The sequence below is a fragment of the Sphingobium nicotianae genome, assembly GCF_018603885.1.
GTDB classification, from domain to species: domain Bacteria; phylum Pseudomonadota; class Alphaproteobacteria; order Sphingomonadales; family Sphingomonadaceae; genus Sphingobium; species Sphingobium nicotianae.
Genome location: NZ_JAHGAW010000002.1, coordinates 138,352 through 157,499, shown reverse-complemented (window position 1 = coordinate 157,499; position 19,148 = coordinate 138,352). Strand labels below are relative to the sequence as shown.

Annotated in this window: 15 protein-coding genes, 1 tRNA gene and 2 pseudogenes; 10 read left to right on the top strand and 8 right to left on the bottom strand. The window is 62.1% G+C overall.

Annotated elements, in window-relative coordinates; all coding sequences use genetic code 11:
- The first annotated feature begins 31 nt into the window (after nucleotides 1-31).
- The 3 genes from KK488_RS03635 to KK488_RS03625 all read left to right on the top strand — a co-directional run bounded on the left by KK488_RS03635 (nucleotide 32) and on the right by KK488_RS03625 (nucleotide 3,921).
- Nucleotides 32-1,207, top strand: a complete 1,176-nt coding sequence (locus KK488_RS03635; protein ID WP_214621771.1) for an acyl-CoA dehydrogenase — start codon at nucleotides 32-34, stop codon at nucleotides 1,205-1,207.
- A complete protein-coding gene (locus KK488_RS03630) occupies nucleotides 1,207-2,367 on the top strand; it encodes a CaiB/BaiF CoA transferase family protein (protein WP_214621770.1) in 1,161 nt (386 codons plus the stop codon). The genes KK488_RS03635 and KK488_RS03630 overlap by 1 nt, the downstream gene beginning before the upstream one ends.
- A gap of 78 nt (nucleotides 2,368-2,445) precedes the next feature.
- On the top strand, nucleotides 2,446-3,921 hold the full coding sequence (locus KK488_RS03625; RefSeq protein WP_250890041.1) for an NAD-dependent succinate-semialdehyde dehydrogenase: 1,476 nt from the start codon (nucleotides 2,446-2,448) through the stop codon (nucleotides 3,919-3,921).
- 618 nt (nucleotides 3,922-4,539) lie between these two features.
- On the opposite strand, the pseudogene KK488_RS03620 reads toward KK488_RS03625, so the two are convergent.
- The 6 genes and pseudogenes from KK488_RS03620 to KK488_RS03595 all read right to left on the bottom strand — a co-directional run.
- A pseudogene (locus KK488_RS03620) lies at nucleotides 4,540-4,923 on the bottom strand (ATP-binding protein); the annotation flags it as partial.
- A pseudogene (locus KK488_RS03615) lies at nucleotides 4,913-5,188 on the bottom strand (IS21 family transposase); the annotation flags it as partial. The pseudogenes KK488_RS03620 and KK488_RS03615, both read right to left, overlap by 11 nt.
- 169 nt (nucleotides 5,189-5,357) lie before the next feature.
- Entirely contained in the window at nucleotides 5,358-5,579 is a 222-nt protein-coding gene (locus KK488_RS03610) for a hypothetical protein (RefSeq protein WP_214621769.1), read from the bottom strand.
- A gap of 304 nt (nucleotides 5,580-5,883) precedes the next feature.
- Nucleotides 5,884-6,207: a helix-turn-helix domain-containing protein gene (locus KK488_RS03605; RefSeq protein ID WP_214621768.1), complete on the bottom strand. Its 324-nt coding sequence runs from the start codon at nucleotides 6,205-6,207 to the stop codon at nucleotides 5,884-5,886.
- A gap of 400 nt (nucleotides 6,208-6,607) precedes the next feature.
- A complete protein-coding gene (locus KK488_RS03600; RefSeq protein ID WP_214621767.1) occupies nucleotides 6,608-7,216 on the bottom strand; it encodes an RNA polymerase sigma factor in 609 nt (202 codons plus the stop codon).
- A gap of 492 nt (nucleotides 7,217-7,708) precedes the next feature.
- Nucleotides 7,709-7,782 (bottom strand) — tRNA-Cys (locus KK488_RS03595).
- A 199-nt stretch (nucleotides 7,783-7,981) separates the two neighbouring features.
- Between KK488_RS03595 and KK488_RS03590 the strand changes: the two genes are divergently transcribed.
- From KK488_RS03590 to KK488_RS03570, 5 genes are all read left to right on the top strand, one after another.
- Nucleotides 7,982-8,635 (top strand): protein-L-isoaspartate O-methyltransferase family protein, encoded by a 654-nt coding sequence (locus tag KK488_RS03590; protein ID WP_214621766.1) that lies wholly within the window; start codon nucleotides 7,982-7,984, stop codon nucleotides 8,633-8,635.
- Between the two features lie 20 nt (nucleotides 8,636-8,655).
- Nucleotides 8,656-10,092, top strand: a complete 1,437-nt coding sequence (locus KK488_RS03585; RefSeq protein ID WP_214621765.1) for a TolC family outer membrane protein — start codon at nucleotides 8,656-8,658, stop codon at nucleotides 10,090-10,092.
- A gap of 35 nt (nucleotides 10,093-10,127) precedes the next feature.
- Nucleotides 10,128-10,733 carry a DUF2497 domain-containing protein gene (locus tag KK488_RS03580; RefSeq protein WP_250890040.1) on the top strand — a complete coding sequence of 202 codons (606 nt, stop codon included), beginning with the start codon at nucleotides 10,128-10,130 and terminating at the stop codon, nucleotides 10,731-10,733.
- A 163-nt stretch (nucleotides 10,734-10,896) separates the two neighbouring features.
- Entirely contained in the window at nucleotides 10,897-13,941 is a 3,045-nt protein-coding gene (locus KK488_RS03575) for a valine--tRNA ligase (RefSeq protein WP_214621764.1), read from the top strand.
- Nucleotides 13,942-13,959: 18 nt separating this feature from the next.
- Nucleotides 13,960-15,447: an MATE family efflux transporter gene (locus tag KK488_RS03570; RefSeq protein WP_214621763.1), complete on the top strand. Its 1,488-nt coding sequence runs from the start codon at nucleotides 13,960-13,962 to the stop codon at nucleotides 15,445-15,447.
- 61 nt (nucleotides 15,448-15,508) lie between these two features.
- Here KK488_RS03570 and KK488_RS21560 read toward each other — a convergent pair whose 3' ends face one another.
- Nucleotides 15,509-15,631, bottom strand: coding sequence for a hypothetical protein (locus tag KK488_RS21560; RefSeq protein ID WP_284732122.1), 123 nt, complete (start codon nucleotides 15,629-15,631; stop codon nucleotides 15,509-15,511).
- Nucleotides 15,632-15,742: 111 nt separating this feature from the next.
- On the bottom strand, nucleotides 15,743-17,572 hold the full coding sequence (locus KK488_RS03565; protein ID WP_214621942.1) for a CHASE3 domain-containing protein: 1,830 nt from the start codon (nucleotides 17,570-17,572) through the stop codon (nucleotides 15,743-15,745).
- Between the two features lie 200 nt (nucleotides 17,573-17,772).
- Here KK488_RS03565 and KK488_RS03560 point away from each other — a divergent pair, with 200 nt between their 5' ends.
- The gene (locus KK488_RS03560; RefSeq protein WP_214621762.1) at nucleotides 17,773-18,525 is read left to right on the top strand and encodes an SDR family oxidoreductase; all 753 of its coding nucleotides are present in this window, start codon (nucleotides 17,773-17,775) and stop codon (nucleotides 18,523-18,525) included.
- A complete protein-coding gene (locus tag KK488_RS03555; protein ID WP_214621761.1) occupies nucleotides 18,518-18,928 on the top strand; it encodes a metallopeptidase family protein in 411 nt (136 codons plus the stop codon). The genes KK488_RS03560 and KK488_RS03555 overlap by 8 nt, the downstream gene beginning before the upstream one ends.
- Nucleotides 18,929-19,148: the final 220 nt, after the last annotated feature.

Below are 19,148 nucleotides of genomic sequence, written 5' to 3'. Positions count from 1 at the left end.
CCGCCCAACAAAGTGAAGGAACTTAGGGGATATGCAGCCATTCAACTGGGAGGACCCCTTCAACCTCGACGATCAGCTCACCGATGACGAGCGAATGATCCGAGACACGGCGGCCGCCTACGCAGGCAGCAAACTCCAGCCCCGCGTAATCGAAGCCTACGAAAGCGAGCGCACGGATCCAGAGATTTTCCGTGAAATGGGGGAGCTGGGACTGCTCGGCCCGACACTTCCTGAAGAATATGGCGGAGTTGGCGCCTCATATGTCGCGTACGGCCTGATCGCGCGTGAGATTGAACGTGTCGACAGCGGCTACAGATCCATGATGTCGGTTCAGTCGTCGCTCGTAATGTACCCCATCTTTGCCTATGGATCTGAAGGGCAGCGGCGCAAATATCTGCCGCGCCTCGCGACCGGCGAATGGATTGGCTGCTTTGGCCTAACGGAACCTGATGCCGGTTCAGATCCCGGCGGAATGCGGACACGCGCGGAAAAAACGTCCGGTGGCTTCCGACTTACAGGCAACAAAACTTGGATCTCCAATTCCCCAATTGCCGACGTTTTCGTGATTTGGGCTAAATCGGACAGTCACGGCGGGAGAATCCGTGGCTTCATCTTGGATAAGGGGTTGGCCGGGCTCTCCGCGCCAAAAATTTCAGGAAAGCTTAGCCTTCGAACTTCAGTCACAGGCATGATTAATCTGGATGGTGTCGAGGTCGACGAAGACGCGCTCCTTCCTAATGTCGAAGGATTGAAAGGCCCATTTGGATGCCTCAACCGGGCCAGATATGGCATCTCCTGGGGCAGTCTAGGCGCTGCAGAGTCCTGCTTCCACGCCGCTCGACTTTATGGCCTTGATCGCAAGCAATTTGGCCGCCCTTTGGCAGGGACCCAATTGTATCAAAAGAAGCTAGCAGACATGATGACCGATATCGGACTTGGTCTGCAGGCGTCGTTGCGCGTCGGCCGGCTGATGGACGAACATCGGTTTGCGCCCGAGATGATCTCGATCGTGAAGCGTAACAATGTTGGCAAGGCGCTCGATGTCGCGCGCTGGGCACGTGACATGCATGGCGGCAACGGCATCTCAGAAGAATATCAGGTGATCCGGCACATGCTGAACCTTGAAACGGTGAACACCTATGAGGGCACGCATGATGTGCACGCCCTTATTTTGGGGCGAGCGATCACCGGAATTGCAGCTTTCTGATGAAAAATGGTCCGCTCGCCGGTGTACGGGTTGTTGAACTGGCCCGCATCTTGGCGGGACCTTGGGCTGGACAGGTTTTGTCAGACCTGGGCGCAGAGGTCGTTAAGATCGAATGCCCATCGGGCGATGACACTCGGCAATGGGGTCCGCCGTTCATCGACAATGGCGATGGCACTCGCGATGCTGCATACTTCCACTCAACAAATCGCGGAAAAAAATCCCGTGTGATCGATTTCAGAGACGCAAGAGAGAATGCAGAGCTTCAAGAAATAATAGCCGGCGCAGACGTTCTGATCGAGAATTTCAAGGTTGGAGGCCTCGCAAAATACGGATTAGATTATGAGAGTCTGTCAAAGACCAATCCGCGTCTGATCTATTGTTCTATCACCGGATTTGGTCAATTCGGGCCTTACTCCAGTCGATCTGGCTATGATTTCATCGTTCAAGGGATGAGCGGAATCATGGATCTTACAGGTTCGCCGGGAGGTCAGCCGCAGAAGATCGGCGTCGCCTATGCGGATATTCTTACTGGCCTCTACTCCGTCATCGGCATTCAAGCAGCACTCTTGCAGCGAGATCAAACGGGGGTCGGACAGCATATCGACATGGCCTTGTTCGACGTCATGGTGGGAACGTTGGCAAATCAGGCGCTGAACTATCTTGCGTCCGAGGTTAACCCGACGCGGCTCGGAAATGCCCATCCAAACATCGTGCCTTATGAGGTCTATCCGACACGCGATGGTTGGCTCATCCTAGCGTGTGGCAACGACGCCCAATATGAGCGTGTAACCCAAGTTTTGCAGATCGCTGCCGATCCACGGTTCGTGCGGAACGAGGGTCGCGTACATCATCGGGACGAAGTACGGGACATTATCAGTGCAGCGACGCAGATATGGCGTCGTGACGATTTGCTCGACGCTTTCGAGAAAGTCGGCGTGCCCGCCGGGCCCATTAACACGGTCTCGCAGGCACTCTCCGATCCGCAAATCCAAGCTCGAGCAATGGTCATTCCCGCGCCACAAGACGATCCTTCACAAGTACCCGGCCTGCGGCTTCCTATCGTTTTTTCGGGCGCGAAACTTCACAGCACAACCGCAGTGCCGACGCTTGGAAACGACGAGACCGAAGCAGCGGACGCTTGGCATGGGCCCAACGGCTAAAGCTTTGGAAATTTCGGACCGGAACGCGGTTTGGGTTCGCTAATCCTCATGATCCTTGAACAAGATAGGAGACGTCCTTTGAACACCGTCAATTCGTTGAAACTTGATGATCCAAGCCTATTCCGAGAGGCCGCCCTCATCGGAGGCGAATGGATTCAAGCGGATGATGGAAGCACCGAGACAGTCACCAATCCCGCAACCGGCGAAATAATAGGACGCGTTCCAGCGCTCGGAGCAGCGGAGACGAGCCGCGCGATCGCGTCTGCAGAAAAGGCGTTCAAGGCCTGGTCCGCACTCACGGCGGCAGAAAGGGCAAAACCGCTGCGGAGGCTGTTCGAGCTCATGCTCGAGAATCGAAGCGACCTTGCGAAGATCCTCACAGCCGAACAAGGCAAGCCCCTTACTGAGGCAGCGGGCGAGATCAATTACGCCGCCAGCTTCCTTGAGTGGTACGCTGAGGAGGGAAAGCGCGTTTATGGCGATGTTATTCCAACGAATAACGTCAATCGCCGAATTTTGGTATTCAAACAGCCGATAGGCGTATTTGGAGCCATAACGCCGTGGAATTTTCCTTCAGCGATGATCACGCGCAAGGCGGGGCCAGCTTGGGCGGCAGGCTGCACCGGCGTTGTACGCCCGGCGTCCAACACGCCATTTTCCGCATTGGCCCTGGGCGTTCTAGCCGAGCGCGCAGGATTGCCAGCCGGCGTCTGCAATATCGTGACAGGCCCACCGGAAGAGATTGCAGCCGAGTTGTGCGAGAATCCAATTGTTCGCAAGATCAGCTTCACGGGATCAACGCGGGTTGGCGCGCTCTTGCTCAAACAATGTGCCCCAACGATCAAAAAAACATCGATGGAACTCGGTGGCAACGCGCCCTTTATCGTCTTCGACGATGCAGATATCGAGAAAGCCGTTGATGGGGCCATCGCCGCAAAATATCGAAATGCTGGGCAAACATGTGTTTGTGCGAACAGGTTGCTCGTGCAGGCCGGGATCTACGATCAGTTTGCTCAGCGTCTCGCGGAAAAGGCCGCCGCGCTAAAAATCGGTCCTGGAGTGAACGAGGGTGTCCAAGTTGGCCCAATGATCGATCATAAAGCCGTGGAGAAAACGCAGGCCCATATCGCCGACGCCTTGGAGCGGGGGGCCACCCTTAAAATTGGTGGCAAACCGCACCGATTGGGGGGACATTTCTTCGAACCTACGGTGCTTGTCGACGTTCCGCGCGAGGCACTTTGTTTCCGCGAGGAAACTTTCGGCCCTGTTGCACCGCTGTTCAAGTTTGAAACGGAGGAGGACGCGATCAGCCTCGCAAATGACAGCGAATTTGGTCTCGCAGCTTATTTCTATACGGCCGATTTGGCCCGAGCATTTCGCGTTGCCGAGGCTTTGGAAACTGGGATCGTCGGCATTAACGAAGGGCTGATTTCGACCGAGGTCGCCCCATTCGGTGGCGTCAAGTCATCCGGACTTGGCCGCGAAGGCTCAAAGTACGGCATCGATGATTATCTTGAGATCAAATATGTCGGTATCGCCGGAATTCTTTCCTAGCGGCCGAAAGTGTCAATCCATTAGTAGATCCGCCGCTCGATTAGACTCAGCAGCTGATCTGCCGAAGGACGCAAACGTTGGAAGATATCGGTGATCACATGGAACGCTGATACAGGATTCAATGTTCGGTGATGGCCCGGTGTCTGGGTTTGGACGACGTCACGAATGAACTGACTGGGCTTGTCGTCGTTCCCCACCTTGCAACAGGACGATCGTCTACCGGACGCGCGCAGAGCGCCGCACACGATTAGGCGCTATTCCGATCATGGAGAAGAGCATGGACTGCTTGGCCGTAACGAAAAACGTTGTCGCTATCTTACTATGTTGCTTGCCTGCTGGGCTCGTCGCCGCGCCTGGGCATCGCGTGTTTCCGGTCGCCGCAGAGCCGGTTCTGGATGACAAATTCCCTAACCCGCCCACAGCTTTTCGAAATGGGGTCATGGCCCACCGCGATGTCGTCTATCAGACCAACGTCGACTACCGACCGCAGATTGTAGACATTTAAGTGCCCAAAACACCGGGACCACATCCGCTTGTTCTTTATGTTCATGGTGGCGCTTGGGAGAGAGGCCACACGCGTCATTCAGGCGCACTCGCCAATTTCCCGAAGGTGCTCGCCTCGATCGCCTGAACGCCAAGGGCCGTGGCGATGTGGGTTTTGCCGGTGCCCGGACCGCCGACCAGAACGATATTGTCGGCAACATCCATAAACTCACACCGATGCAGCTGGCGTACCAGCGCCTCGTTGATCTCACTGCTGGCGAAGTCGAAGCCGGCCAGGTCGCGATAGGCCGGGAACCGGGCGGCCTTGAGCTGATAGGATACCGATCGCACTTCTCGCTCGGCGGTCTCTGCCTTCAGGAGCTGGGACAGGATCGGGACCGCCGCATCGAACGCCGGGGCGCCTTGCTCCATGAGATCGATGACGGCCTGGGCCATGCGGTGTATCTTGAGGCTGCGCAGCATGACGATGATGGCACCGCTGGCGGGATCATGACGCATGGCGGTTCTCCCGACGCAGGACGTCATAGCGCTCGACGTTGGCCATCGGCTCACTGATCAACCTCAGCGCCTGGGGTGCGGTCACGGGAGGCGTCGTCAGTGGCTTGCCGTCGAGCAGACGGTGCAGCAGGTTGAGGATGTGAGTCTTGGTCGGAACGCCGGCTTCCAGCGCCATGGTAACCGCGCTCAGCACTGCCTGTTCGTCATGATGCAGGATCAGGGCCAGGATCTCGACCATCTCCCTATCGCCACCGGGCGTTGCGAGATAGACCGGTGCGCTTGGCGATCTCCCGGATCGATAGATGATCGCAGTAATGCCAGCGCCGGATGACGCTCAATAATGCCATGTCCAACACTCCATGGTCCCCCGCTCAAAGCAAGGTACGTGTTCAAACATGGGTCACTTCTCGGTGGAAATTACCGACCTCCCCGGGTCACTTCTCAGCGGCAATCAACATCGACGAGTCATAGTCACGACGGACAATCCGCGATCCGGTAATGACGATCGCTTCGTTTTCTCCCTCATCGCTTTTCTGCTCGGAAGAGTTTGTAGAGGAGGCCTCTTGTGCTCTTGCGGGCGATGTGGCGCAGAGGAATAAAACGGCGGCTATAGCGCCAGCCGACGTCGCGTTACGATGGATCGATATATTCTTCACAGGCCCCTCCCGTTGTGTCCGCCCTTCCTCAAGAAGGTGTCGGTTCTGGAAGGCTGTTCTAGAGAATCTGCGATGGCCGGTTTTGCCTAGGGGCGACATTGTGTTTTGGATTGGCGCCCTTTGCCGGCAGGCACTTACGGAACCGCTAAGTGTATGTCTGGCTTGGCCTGGGCAGAGTTTGGATGAGACGGGTGTGTGGCGCTTGGCATCATCGCTAGCCTTCCGAGTCCAAACGGCCGATCCTAAACTGCAACGCCGAAATTAACTCTGCCGGCTTGAGATCTCGTGCCTGAAAAGCTCAGTTTCATGCGATATAGCGACCGCCACCGAACATCATCGAACCGCACGCATTTCGCCGCCAGCGATATGGTGTGTTTCCAGTTTTCCGAACGAACGTGTTGGTAAAGTGACTCTGGTCAACGAAACCGCACTCAAGCGCGATTTCAGCTAGAGACATTGCCGTCTCGCTAAGCAAGAACTTTGCCCGTTCCACTCGCGCCAGCAAGAACCAGTTGTAGGGAGACACTCCGACCGTATTGGAAAACGCGCGCTTGAAATGGCTGACAGACAGTCGGCATGCACGGGCGATCTCCGGAATAGTCACTGGTCGGCCAAGCTGCTCGATCATTTGGTCTTTGGCTCTTCTTTCTTGCCATGGCGCAAGCACAGGACGATCGCGGGTCGACCGGGAACTAACTGACGTTCTTCGCGCCAATACGCCTAGCTGTTCAGGCGCAGCAACGCGCCCACTTGGCACACGCGCCCCTCCGCCCGTCGTCAAACGTGCAATGCCGCCATCGCGACCCCCTCGGGACGTGGAAGGCCAAGACCGCAAGATGCGCTTGAAAACCAACCATGATCGGAACGAATGCGCGGCTACCGAAGACAGTAGCGTGCCGCACAATAGGATCCGATCGTATGACTCCCACCGATAGGACACTTCGAAAGATAAAAAGGCGGCCAAATCGGTTTTCGAAGCTCGCTTCGGTCAGACTTAGCGGCGAGTATGCTGCTCAGAACACCAACTGTTACTTTGAGATTTTGCCTGTCTTGGATACGGTCGCGTGAAGAAAAAGCTCGATGAGCTTCAACTCCTTCTGAACCGTCCGCTTGTGAAGCCCGACAAGCGTTGCGATTTCAACCTGGGTTTTGCCATCGCGCCATCGCGCGAGAAATATCGTTCGCTGCCGAGCTGTGAATCCCGCCAACAGACTGTGGGCCAGCTCAACCGCCTGTCGATCGGCAACTACAGCTTCGACGTCGATATCATGATCAGGGACGTTGGCCAGTTTGGCCACTTCCACTTGCACAAATCGTGTTTCGTGTCGGCGGCGGTTCTTCGCAAGGTTGAGAGCCATTCGGTAAAGATAGGCGAATGGCCTTCTAACAGGTGCCACGACAACTGCTGTTTCGAGCTTGAGATAGGTGTCGTGCAAAGCCTCCTGTGCGGCATCTGGCGATCGAAGCGACCGGGTGAGGCGCTTTAATAACGACTGATAATCTGCGACGAGGCTTTTTCTAAGAGGCTCGAGCGCTTCAATACCATCGCCAGAACCATGGGAGGGCGCTGCTATGCGCTCCCCCAACTCCGCAGCTGCCAAATCTTCATCACGAGAAGGCGCCCTTCCCCCATCCATTAACGCATCCCTTTAATGCAATGGGAGTATGTCGCGCCAGAATAGCTGGCGAATTTCGAAGCGCGCCGTACGCGCCCGCAAGAGCCGATACGCCTCGCTACAAGATATGAGTTGCTCCGGCCGACGTAAGGTGCCGACGCGCTATCGACCCGCTGCGAGGCGGTGGAATCGCCAGACGCCAAAGACGCCTTGTGGGAGGCATCACGCAACACAATTATCTTCTAACGTCGGTCGAGGCTTGTGGCCAATCACGTTAATCTGTCGAAACTGCCAATACTGCTCTTTGACAGCCAGTCAGAGATGAAGCGTTTTCGAGGCCGCTGAGGACGACCGTCCGCTGTCCTATTTCATTTCAGCTAAATAGAGCGCGACCCAAAGGTTGCGCAACATCAGGGAGAAACACCCCCGCACCTGAATGTGGGAAAAAATGTGGGAAAAGATCTGTCTCTCGACAATTTATTTTAAGTAAATCAATTACTTATTAAGAAAGAGTGGAGGCCCGAGCCGGAATCGAACCGGCGTGCAAGGATTTGCAGTCCTCTGCGTAACCACTCCGCCATCGGGCCTCGGAGCGCGGTGAGAGGGGGCGGCTAGCCGAAATCGCGCGGGGACGCAATCGGCTTTGGCGGATCACCGGCTGCGGCGCGCCACACCGGCATTTCCGCGCGGAAAAGGCTTTCACTGTGCATTGCAAAAAGACTAGAGATGCAAGCAACACCAATTGCTGTATTGCCAGAGCAATACAGTTATGTCATCAGGGACAGCATGACCGAGCAGAATTTCCGGGCGATGCGCCGCGCGATGGTGGAAAGCCAGCTGCGGACCAACGACGTCAACGATCCCGAGATCATCGAGGCGATCCTCGCCGAGCCGCGCGAGAATTATCTGCCGCCCGAGCGCCGCGACGCGGCCTATATCGACCGCGCCGTGCCGCTGATCGCTGGCCGCGCGCTCAATCCGCCACTCGCGACCGCCCGGCTGATCGCCGCCGCCGCGCCGCGCGCCGGCGAGCGCGTCCTGCTGATCGGATCGGCGACCGGCTATGCCGCCGCGCTGCTCGCGCGCCTGGGCTGCGACGTCGTCGCGGTCGAGGAGGAAGCGAGCCTTGCCGCGCATGCCAAGGCGCAACTGGCGGACTGGGCGGGCATCACTCTCGTCACCGGGCCGCTCGCCCAGGGCGCGAAGAAGGACGGCCCCTATGACATCCTGTTCGTCGATGGCGCCGTCGAGGAGCTGGGCGATACGCTGATCGATCAGCTCAAGGTCGATGGCCGCGCCGTTTTCGCCCGCGCCGACCGGGGCGTCACGCGCCTGTGCGTGGGCACGAGAACGGCCGGCGGCTTCGGCGCGCGCGCCTTCGTCGACAGCGAGGCCGTCCCCCTGCCCGGCTTCGCCAAGCCCAAGTCCTTCACTTTCTGACCGTAAGGCCCGAAACACTTATGCCTCTTCGCCCGATTCCGCGCCTTGTCCTTCTCGCGGCCCTGCTCGGCGGCGCCACCGTCCCGCTCCATGCCGAGACATTGCAGGAAGCGCTGGCGGCCGCTTATCGCGACAACCCGACGCTGACCGCCACCCGCGCCGGCCAGCGCGCGACGGACGAGAGCTTCAACATCCAGAAGGCCGCCGGCCTGCCCAATGCGTCGCTGACCTCGACCTATTCCGAGTTCGCCTTCAACCGGCCGCTCAATCCGCTGGCGCCCGGCCGCGACCTGTCGACTGCGCTCAGCCTGAGCGTGCCGATCTATTCCGGCGGACGCGTGCGCAATGCCATGACCGGGGCCAATCGCCGGATCGAGGCCGGCCAGTTCGACGTGCGCGCGAGCGAGCTGTCGATCTTCAGTCAGGTGGTCGCGGCCTATATGGACGTGATCCGGGGCCAGTCGCTGGTCCAGCTCAGCCAGAACAATGTCCAGGTGCTCGAAGTCAATCTGCGCGCCACCAACAATCGCTTCCAGGTCGGCGACCTCACGCGGACCGACGTGGCCCAGTCCGATTCGCGCCTCGCCCTCGCCCGCGGCGACCTGAAGACCGCCGAAGCCTCGCTGATCGAGGCGCGCGAGCGTTTCATCAATCTGGTCGGCCACGAGCCGGTCGACCTGGAGACGCCGCCGGTGCTCCCCGGCCTGCCCGCGACCGCCGACGAGGCGGTCGACACATCCCTCGCCAACAATCCCGATCTCGCCGCCGCGCGCAAGGTGCGCGAGGCGACGGTCTATGACGTGCGCGTCGCCAGGGGCGCCCGCCTGCCGACCATCTCGACTTTCGCGACCGGCCAGCACGACACCAATCTGGGCTCTCTTCCCGGCGCCTCGGGCTATGAGCCCGTCTCGGCCACGGTCGGCGCCCGCCTCTCCGTGCCGCTCTATCAGGGCGGCGGCCCCGGCGCCCGCGTGCGCCAGAGCCAGGCCCTCGAGCAGCAGGCAATGGAGCAGGAAACGGCGGTCGAGCGCTCGATCGTGGCGCAGGCCCGCTCGCTCTATTCGAGCTGGCAGTCGAGCAACGAGGTGATCGCCGCGAGCCGCACCGCCGTCGACGCGAGCGCGCTCTCGCTGCAGGGCGTGCGCGCCGAGAACAGCGTCGGCACCCGCACCATTCTCGACATCCTCAATGCCGAGCAGGAAAGCTTCATCGCGCGCGTCCAGCTCGTCACCGCGCAGCGCAATGCCTATGTCGCGGCCTTCTCCCTGCTGGCGGTCATGGGCAAGCTCGACGTCACCGAATTCGGCGTGCCCGCCAACGCGGTTTACGACCCCAGGGCCAATTACCAGCGCGTGAAGGGCAAGTGGAACGACTGGGACGACGACGGCACACCGAAGCCGATTTCGTCGCGCACGGTTGACTCGACTGCCCAAACGGCCACAGTAAAGGCGCAGTAAACCAGACTGCAGTCACTTTGTCGCCGGGGATCGCTATGGGGGCCATGCCGAACGAACCGTCGATGGAAGAGATCCTCTCGTCCATCAAGCGAATCATCGCCGAGGAAGACGTGGCCACCACGCAGTCGCCGCGTGCCCCACGCCGCGCCGCGCCGGCGAGCGTGGAGGATGATAGTGACCAGGCCGACGACCAGATTCTCGAGCTGACCGATGCGCTGCCCGGCGAGAGCGGCGCACAGGCGGCGGCCGGGGAGGACGCCCCGCCGCAGACGGACACCGCAACCGAGCAAGAGGAGCCGGTGATGACCGCGCCAGCCAGGCCCGAGAGCAAGCCCGCCAAGACGGACACCAAAGCCACCGAGACGAAGGCGCCCAGGCCCCGCGCCGCGCCCGCAGCTGCGCCGGCGCCCACGCCGCCGAGCGTCGTCATGTCCGACGACAGTGCGAAGGCCGCTCGCGAGTCTCTCGTCAATCTCTCCAAGCTGCTGGTCTCGCCCGAGGATGGCGCGTCCAATACGTTGGAAGGTCTGGTACGCGAGATGCTGCGCCCGATGCTCAAGGACTGGCTCGACGCCAATCTGCCCGAGATGGTCGAGTCCATGGTCAAGCGCGAGATCGACCGGATCACCGGACGAGTATGACGGCCGGGCTGCGCTGAGCCAGGCAGTCCGGCAGTTCTGATCCGCGGGCCGATCGGCCCGGCGCGATCGGCTTCCTCCGCCCCCGTTTCACATCGAAATCAACCGCCGCCGCGCGCGCCCCGAGGGTGGCGCGCGCGCCGAAGACTCACTAAGGGCCTGCCCCATGACCGAGCTTGCCAAGACATTCGACCCCGCCGCCATCGAGGCGAAATGGTACCAGCACTGGGAGAAGACGGGCCAGTTCCGCCCCGAACGCCCGAACGCCGCGCCCTTCACCATCGTCAACCCGCCGCCCAACGTCACCGGCTCGCTCCACATCGGCCACGCGCTGGACAATACGCTGCAGGACATCGTGATCCGCTACGAGCGGCTGCGCGGCAAGGATGCGCTCTGGGTGGTCGGCACCGATCATGCCGGCATCGCCACCCAGATGGTCGTCGAGCGCCAGATGGAGGAGCGGCAGGACAAGCGCACCAACTACACGCGCGAGCAGTTCGTCGAGAAGGTGTGGGAATGGAAGGCGGAGAGCGGCGGCACGATCACCGGCCAGCTCCGCCGCCTGGGCTGCTCGATGGACTGGAGCCGCGAGCAGTTCACCATGGACCCGCACTTCACCCGCGCGGTCGTGAAGGTGTTCGTCGACCTCTATAGGGAGGGCCTCATCTATCGCGACAAGCGGCTGGTGAACTGGGACCCCAAGCTCAAGACCGCCATCAGCGATCTGGAGGTCGAGACGCGCGAGGTGCAGGGCGGCTTCTGGCACTTCAAATATCCGCTCGCCGACGGCGTCACGCTCGACGATGGCCGGGACTATATCGAGGTCGCCACGACGCGCCCCGAGACGATGCTCGCAGACATGGCCGTCGCCGTGAACCCGCAGGACCCGCGCTACGCGAGCGTGATCGGCAAGGAGATCCTGCAGCCGATCACCGGGCGGCGCTTCAGGATCGTGGCGGACGAGCATGCCGACCCCGAGCTCGGCTCGGGCGCGGTCAAGATCACGCCGGGTCATGACTTCAACGACTTCGAGGTCGGCAAGCGCGCGGGCATCAAGGCCGGCGACATGCTCAACATGTTCGACGCCGAAGCGCTGGTCGTGCAGACGGCGGACGGCCTCATCCCGGACAAATATCTCGGCCAGGATCGCTTCGTCGTGCGCCAGTGGATCGTTGAGGACATGAAGGCGCTCGGCTTCCTTATCCCGCACGTGACGAAGGACAAGGAAGGCAACGAGACCCTCCACGACGCCGAGCCGCGCACGATCCAGACCCCCTATGGCGATCGCGGCGGCGTCGTCATCGAGCCCTGGCTGACCGATCAATGGTATGTCGACGCCGCGACGCTGGCGAAGCCCGCCATGGAAGCGGTCCGCTCCGGCGCGATCGAGATCGTGCCGAAGACGTGGGAAAAGACCTATTTCAACTGGATGGAGAATATCCAGCCCTGGTGCGTGAGCCGCCAGCTCTGGTGGGGGCATCGGATTCCGGCGTGGTTTGGGCCACATACCAACAACGGCGCTCTTATACCGTCTTTCGATACACACTGTATTGTCGCCAACAATGAAACGGAAATGCTGGAAAAAGCGCGCGAGGCCTATGGCGATCGTCAGATCGTGGTAGCTACTCGCGACGAAGCTGCTGCCTACGCTAGCAACATCGACCAACGCAAAGTTCTGGTCTGGCGCGACACTGACGTCCTCGACACCTGGTTCTCCTCCGCCCTCTGGCCCTTCGCCACGCTCGGCTGGCCGGAGGACGCAAATCCTCCCCGGAACGGGGAGGTGGCAGGCGCGCCAGCGACTGACGGAGGGGGCCCCTCCGACGCCAGCGCCGAAAGCCCCCTCCACCACCCTTCGGGCGGTCCCCCTCCCCGTGCCGGGGAGGATCTTCTGGCCAAGCACTACCCCAACGACCTGCTCATCTCGGGCTTCGACATCCTGTTCTTCTGGGATGCGCGCATGGCGATGCAGGGCATCCACTTCATGAAGGATGTCCCCTGGCGCCGGCTCTACCTCCACGGCCTCGTCCGCGCCGCCGATGGCCAGAAAATGTCCAAGTCCAAGGGCAATGTCGTCGATCCGCTCGGGCTCATCGACCAATATGGCGCGGACGCGCTGCGCTTCTTCATGGCGGCCATGGAGAGCCAGGGCCGCGACGTGAAGATGGATGAGAAGCGCGTCGAGGGCTATCGCAACTTCGCGACAAAGCTGTGGAACGCGGTCCGCTTCGCCCAGGCCAACGGCATCGGCGCCAGCAATTCGGTCGCCGCGCCGCTCGCCACGCTCCCGGTCAACAAGTGGATCGTCGGCGAGGTTGTCGCCACCCTTGCCGAGCTGGACAAGGCGATGGCCGAGCTGCGCTTCGACGCCGCCGCCAACGCCATCTATCATTTCGTCTGGGATCAGTTCTGCGACTGGTATCTGGAGCTGATCAAGCCCATTTTATCGCCCCTCCCCTTCAGGGGAGGGGACAGGGGTGGGGCTGAGAGCGTACCCTCAAGTTCCTTCATAGCGGAAGATCCCCACCCCAACCCCTCCCCTGAAGGGGAGGGGCTAGAAAGAGACGAAACCCGCGCCGTCGCCGGCTGGGTGATCGACCAGATCCTCGTCATGCTTCACCCGTTCATGCCCTTCATCACCGAGGAGCTGTGGCATGCGCAAGGCGAGCGCCCCTATGACCTGATCGTTGCGAAATGGCCGGAGCCCGCCGCGCAGGTCGATGCGCAGGCGAGCAACGAGATCGACTGGCTGATCCGGCTGGTCAGCGAGATCCGCTCCGCCCGCACCGAGCTCAACGTGCCGCCCGGCGCGCGCGTGCCGATGCGCGCGATCGTCGACGATCCTGCTGAGGCCGCGAAATCTGCCGACCTGGTCAAGCGCCACGCGGCGACCCTGCTGAGAATGGCGCGCGTGCAACAGGTGGGCGAGGCCGATTTCAACAGTGCAGGCGCGACCGCGCAGCTGGTGGTCGATGGCATTCTCTATGCGCTCTCGCTGGAGGGCGCGATAGACCTCGACGCCGAGCGCGCGAGGTTGACAAAGTCACTTTCTGCCGCGCAGAAGGAGGCCCAGTCGCTCGAAGGACGCCTCGCCAATCCGGCTTTTGTCGAAAAGGCGAAGCCGGAGGCGGTCGAGAAAGCGCGCGCCGATCATGCCGAAAAAGTCGCCGAATCCGAGCGGCTTGCGGCTGCGCTGGCGCGGCTGGGATGAAGAACTGAACGAAGGCCGATGAGCGAGAATCAGACGTCCCTGCATGAGGAGGTGCCCGAGGGCGCGGACATCACCAGCGAGGAGCTGGCGGTGGCCGCCGCGCCGCGCCAGTTCCGCGGCGGGCGCGATCTCACGACAGGCCCGATCTTCGGCACGCTCGTCCTCTTCACCCTGCCGACCCTGATCTCGAACATCCTCCAGTCGATGAACGGCTCGATCAACTCGATCTGGGTCTCGCATTTCCTCGGCGAGACGGCGTTGGCCGGCACGGCGAACGCGAACATCATCATGATGCTGATGTTCTCCCTGATCTTCGGCTTCGGCATGGCGTCCAACGTCGTCATCGGCCAGAGCTTCGGCCGCGGCGATCTCGACACGGCGCGGCGCGGCTTCGGCTCGGCGATCGGCTTCTGCCTCGGCCTCTCGATCCTCATCGCCTTCGCCGGCTATCTCTGGTCGGACGGGATCCTCGGCACGCTCTCGACGCCGCCGGAGGTCTTCAAGCTCGCCAAGGCCTATCTGCACTACACTTTCTTCGGCCTGCCCGGCCTGATGATGTTCATCGTGGTGATGATGGGCCTGCGCGGCGGCGGCGATGCGATGACGCCGCTCTGGTTCATGATGCTGTCGGTGGTGCTGGACGTTGGCCTCAATCCCGTCTTCATCGGCGGCTTCGGGCCGATCCATGCGATGGGCATCGGCGGCTCGGCGTTCGCCAGCGCGATCGCCGGCTATGTCAGCCTCGCGGCGATCGTCACCTATATCTATGTGCGCGATTTGCCGCTGCGCCTGCGCGGCCATGAGTTCGCCTATCTCAAGCCCAACTGGCACCTGCTGCGCATCATCGCCGGGCGCGGCATCCCCATGGGCGTGCAGATGGTCATCATGTCGCTCTCGACCCTGGTCATCATCGGCTTCGTCAACCGCGAGGGCACGATCACCGCGGCCGCCTATGCCGCCTCGCAGCAGCTCTGGGGCTATATCCAGATGCCGGCCATGGCGGTCGGCGGCGCGGTCAGCTCGATGGCGGCGCAGAATATCGGCGCCAATCGCTGGGACCGCGTCGAGCGCACGACCGGGATGGCGACGCTCATCAACGTCGCGATGACCGGCGGCCTCATCACCCTGCTGCTGATCTTCGACCGGCCGATCCTGGGGCTGTTCCTCGATCGCGGCGGTGAGGCGATCGAGATCGGCCGGCACATCATCCAGATCGTGAGCTGGAGCTATCTGCCGTTCAGCATCGCCATGGTCATGTTCGGCACCATGCGCGCCAACGGCATCGTGCTCGCCCCACTCATCATCCTCACCGCCTCGCTCTTCTTCGTGCGCATCGGCTTCTATTATGTGAGCTATCCGCTGATCGGCGCGAACGGTCTCTGGGCGAGCTTCACGGTCAGCACAATGGTCGTGCTGGTCCTTGCCTGGCTCTATTATCGCTACGGCAAATGGCGCGAGGTGAAGATCGACATGGCGATGGGGCCAGTGGAGATGCCGGGACATTGAGGCGCGCGGCGCCAGCGCCCAACGCCCCTCTGTCCTACATCGTCGCGCTCATGGCACAAGATCACACTGCCCGCGCGATCACGCGTCGCTCTTTGACTCCGTAAAACCCTTCAAAATCCGTGCCTTGCTCGGGCGCGCGGCGGACTTTTGCCAAAACGCCATGCACGATATGTGCGAGCTTCATGAAGTTTCGTTCGAAAGGCACGGTTTTGCGCCGTTTTCAGGTTTACACCTCATGCCACATCTTCTCTGAAACGGACCGATAGCGCCGCCTTTCTCCCTGGAAAGCCCCCGGTCAGTCGTCGTCCAGCACTTCCCTGACCTTGCGCGCGAGCGCCTGGATGGTGAACGGCTTCTGGATGAATGCCACGCCATAATCGACCACGCCGTTATGGACGATCGCGTTGCGCGTGTAGCCCGTCGTGTAGAGCACCTTGAGGTCGGGCCGCGTCTCGTGCGCCTTGTCGACCAGCAGGCGACCCGACATGCCCGGCATCACAATGTCGGTGAAGAGCAGGCGGATGCCCGGATTGTCGGCCAGGATCGTCAGTGCTTCCTGGCCATTGGCCGCCTCGATCACGCCATAGCCCAGCTCGACCAGCGCATCGACCGAGACCCGCCGCACCCGCGCTTCGTCCTCGACCACCAGCACCAGCTCGTCGGGCCGGCCGACCGGCACATCCGCCGAGGCAATCCGCCCGACCGAGACCGCGACGCCTGCCTCGCGCGGCAGGTAGATCTTCACCGTCGTGCCCTGCCCCGGCTCGGAATAGATCTTCACATGTCCATCCGACTGCTTGACGAAGCCGAACACCTGGCTGAGGCCGAGCCCGGTGCCGCGCCCCACCTCTTTCGTGGTGAAGAAGGGCTCGAACGCCTGCTCGATCACGTCCGGCGTCATGCCGACGCCGGTATCGGTCACCGAGATCATGACATATTGCCCCGGCGTCACTTCCTCGTGCGAGGCGGCGTAGCGTTCGTCCAGCTCGCTGTTGGCCGTCTCGATGGTCAGCTTGCCGCCACCGGGCATCGCGTCGCGCCCATTGACCGCCAGATTGACCAGCGCGCTTTCGAGCTGCTCGGGGTCGGCATGGACGCGCCACAAGCCACCTGCCAGCACGGTCTCGATCTGGATCTGCTCGCCGAGGGTGCGGCGCAGCAACTCGGAAATACCGCCGACCAGCCTGTTGGGCTCCAGCGTCTTGGGCTCCAGCGGCTGCCGGCGCGCGAAGGCCAGCAGCTGCGCGGTCAGCGCGGCGGCGCGATCGGCCCCGTCCTGCGCGTGGTCGAGGATCGCCACCGCCTTCTCCGTGTCGCCATCCCGCAGCCGGCGCCGCGCCAGATCGAGACTGCCCACGATGATCGCCAGCATATTGTTGAAATCATGCGCGATGCCGCCGGTCAGCTGGCCCACCGCCTCCATCTTCTGGAGCTGCTGCACCTGACTTTGCGCCTGCCCCCGCGCGTGGCTTTCCTCGTTGAGCTTCGCGATGGTCGCGTCCAGCGCGACGATCCGCGCCATCGCGCCGCGCAAGGCGAAAAAGGCGAGGATGAGCGCGAGGAAGAAGCTCACCACCAGCACCACCCGGGCATAGTCGGTGCGCAGTGCGGCCAGCGCCGCCCGGCCCTGCAGCAGCTTGTCCTCCTCGGCCCGCATGTCCGCCAGCACCGTGCTGAACCGGATCGTCACATCATGGCCCTTGCCGGACTTCACCAGCGCGAAAGCCTCCTCGCCCTTGCCCGCCGAGACGAGGTCGATGCCCTCGTGCAGGATCGCCATGCGTCGCTCGATCAGGACGCCCAGCTCGGTCGCGCGCGAGACCTGCGGGGGATTGTCTCTGACCAGCTTCGTGAGCGTTGCCATGATGCCGGGCAAACGCCCCTGCGCCGCACGATAGGATTGCAGATAGGCGGGCTGCACGGTGATCAGATAGCCGCGCTGCGATGCCTCCGCCAGCGTGACGAAACGGCCGATGTCGGTGAGCTCATTCTCCACCTGCAGCGTGTGTCGGACGAGGATCCGCGCCTTGTCCTGCAGGACCATGGCGCGATAGGCGATGAGGACGCTGACCGCGAGCACCAGAAAGCCAAAGGCGAGCATGATGACAGGCCTGCGCGACTGCATGCTCTGAATCACTGCCGGTCCCCCTCCTGCAGTGCTCCACGGCACTATGCAGTTGAAAATGAGCAGATACCCGCACTTGCCTGCCCAACGCAACCGCAAGGCGTTGAAAATGCGGTGAGTGGCGGCGCGCCGCGAAGAGACTGGCTTTTGAAAGCCAGCCCGGTATGGATCGCGCGATCTATGCGAGCGGAGCGCGGCACATGAAGCGGGTATTGGTGACAGGCGGCGCGGGCGGAATCGGCCTCGCGGTCGCGCGGCGTTTTCTCGCCGATGGCGCGCGCGTGCTGGTCTGCGATGTCGACGATACGGCGCTCGACACGGCACGAGCTACCCTCCCCGGCCTGCGCACCGTCACATGCGACTGCGCGGACGTCGCCGATATCGACGCGCTGTTCGTCGCGCTCGACCGCGAGCTGGGCGGGCTGGACGTGCTGGTCAACAATGTCGGCATCGGCGGACCCACACTTCCCGCCGACCAGCTCCCCAGCGACGACTGGCGGCGCGTGCTCGGCATCAACCTCACCGGCACGTTCGAAGTCACCCGCCGCGCCATCCCCCTGCTCAAGGAGAGCGCTGGCACGATCATCGTCATGTCCTCGGCGGCGGGGCGCTACGGCTACCCGAACCGCATCGCCTATGCGACCAGCAAATGGGGCCTGATCGGCTTCACCAAGACGCTCTCGATGGAACTGGGCGCGCACGACATCAGCGTCAATGCGATCCTGCCGGGCGCGGTCGGCGGCGAGCGCTTCGACCGGGTGATCGCCGGGCGCGCCCAGATCAGCGGCCGCTCGATCGAGGAGGAGACGGCGCTCGGCCTCGCGACGCAATCGCTCAAGCGGATCACTGCGCCCGAGCATGTCGCCGATCTCGCGCTGTTCCTGACGACGCCGGCCGGCCGCTCCATCTCCGGCGCGGCACTGCCCATCGATTGCGATCTCCAGCATGGCTGAACGCGGCCAGACGGCGCCGGACGCAGAGCGCATCGAGCGGCTCGCGCGTCAGGCCGTGGCGGCGATGCCGGCCCTGTTCCGGGACCATCTCGGCGATGTCGCCATCCTCGTCGAGGAGTTTGCCGACGAGGGGGCGCTCGCCGATCTCGGCATCGAGGATCCCTGGGAGCTGAGCGGCCTCTACGAAGGCCGCCCGCTCACCGAACAGAGCATCTGGTCGTCCGGCGATATGCCCCCGCGCATCCGCCTCTTCCGCCGCCCCCTGCTCGACGAATGGGCCGAGACCGGCGTGACTTTGGAGGATCTCATCACCCATGTGCTGATCCACGAAGTCGGCCATCATTTCGGCTTCTCGGACGAGGACATGCACGCCATCGAAGATGGGCTGGGGCAGCAGGGCTAGGACGCCTGGACAATCCGGGATGGCGGCTATCCAGGGATATCGCCCGGAAGCCGACAGTCAGGATCCGACGCCATTGCGGACTTTATCACCCCTCCTCTGAAGAGGAGGGGCTAAGCTCCGCTTCCCAACCCCTCTCAAGTCGAACTACCAGCCAGACCGGGACCCGATTGCGGACGCCGGTCGCAGGCCCCCGTTCGGATTCCGCACAAAAAAACGGCGG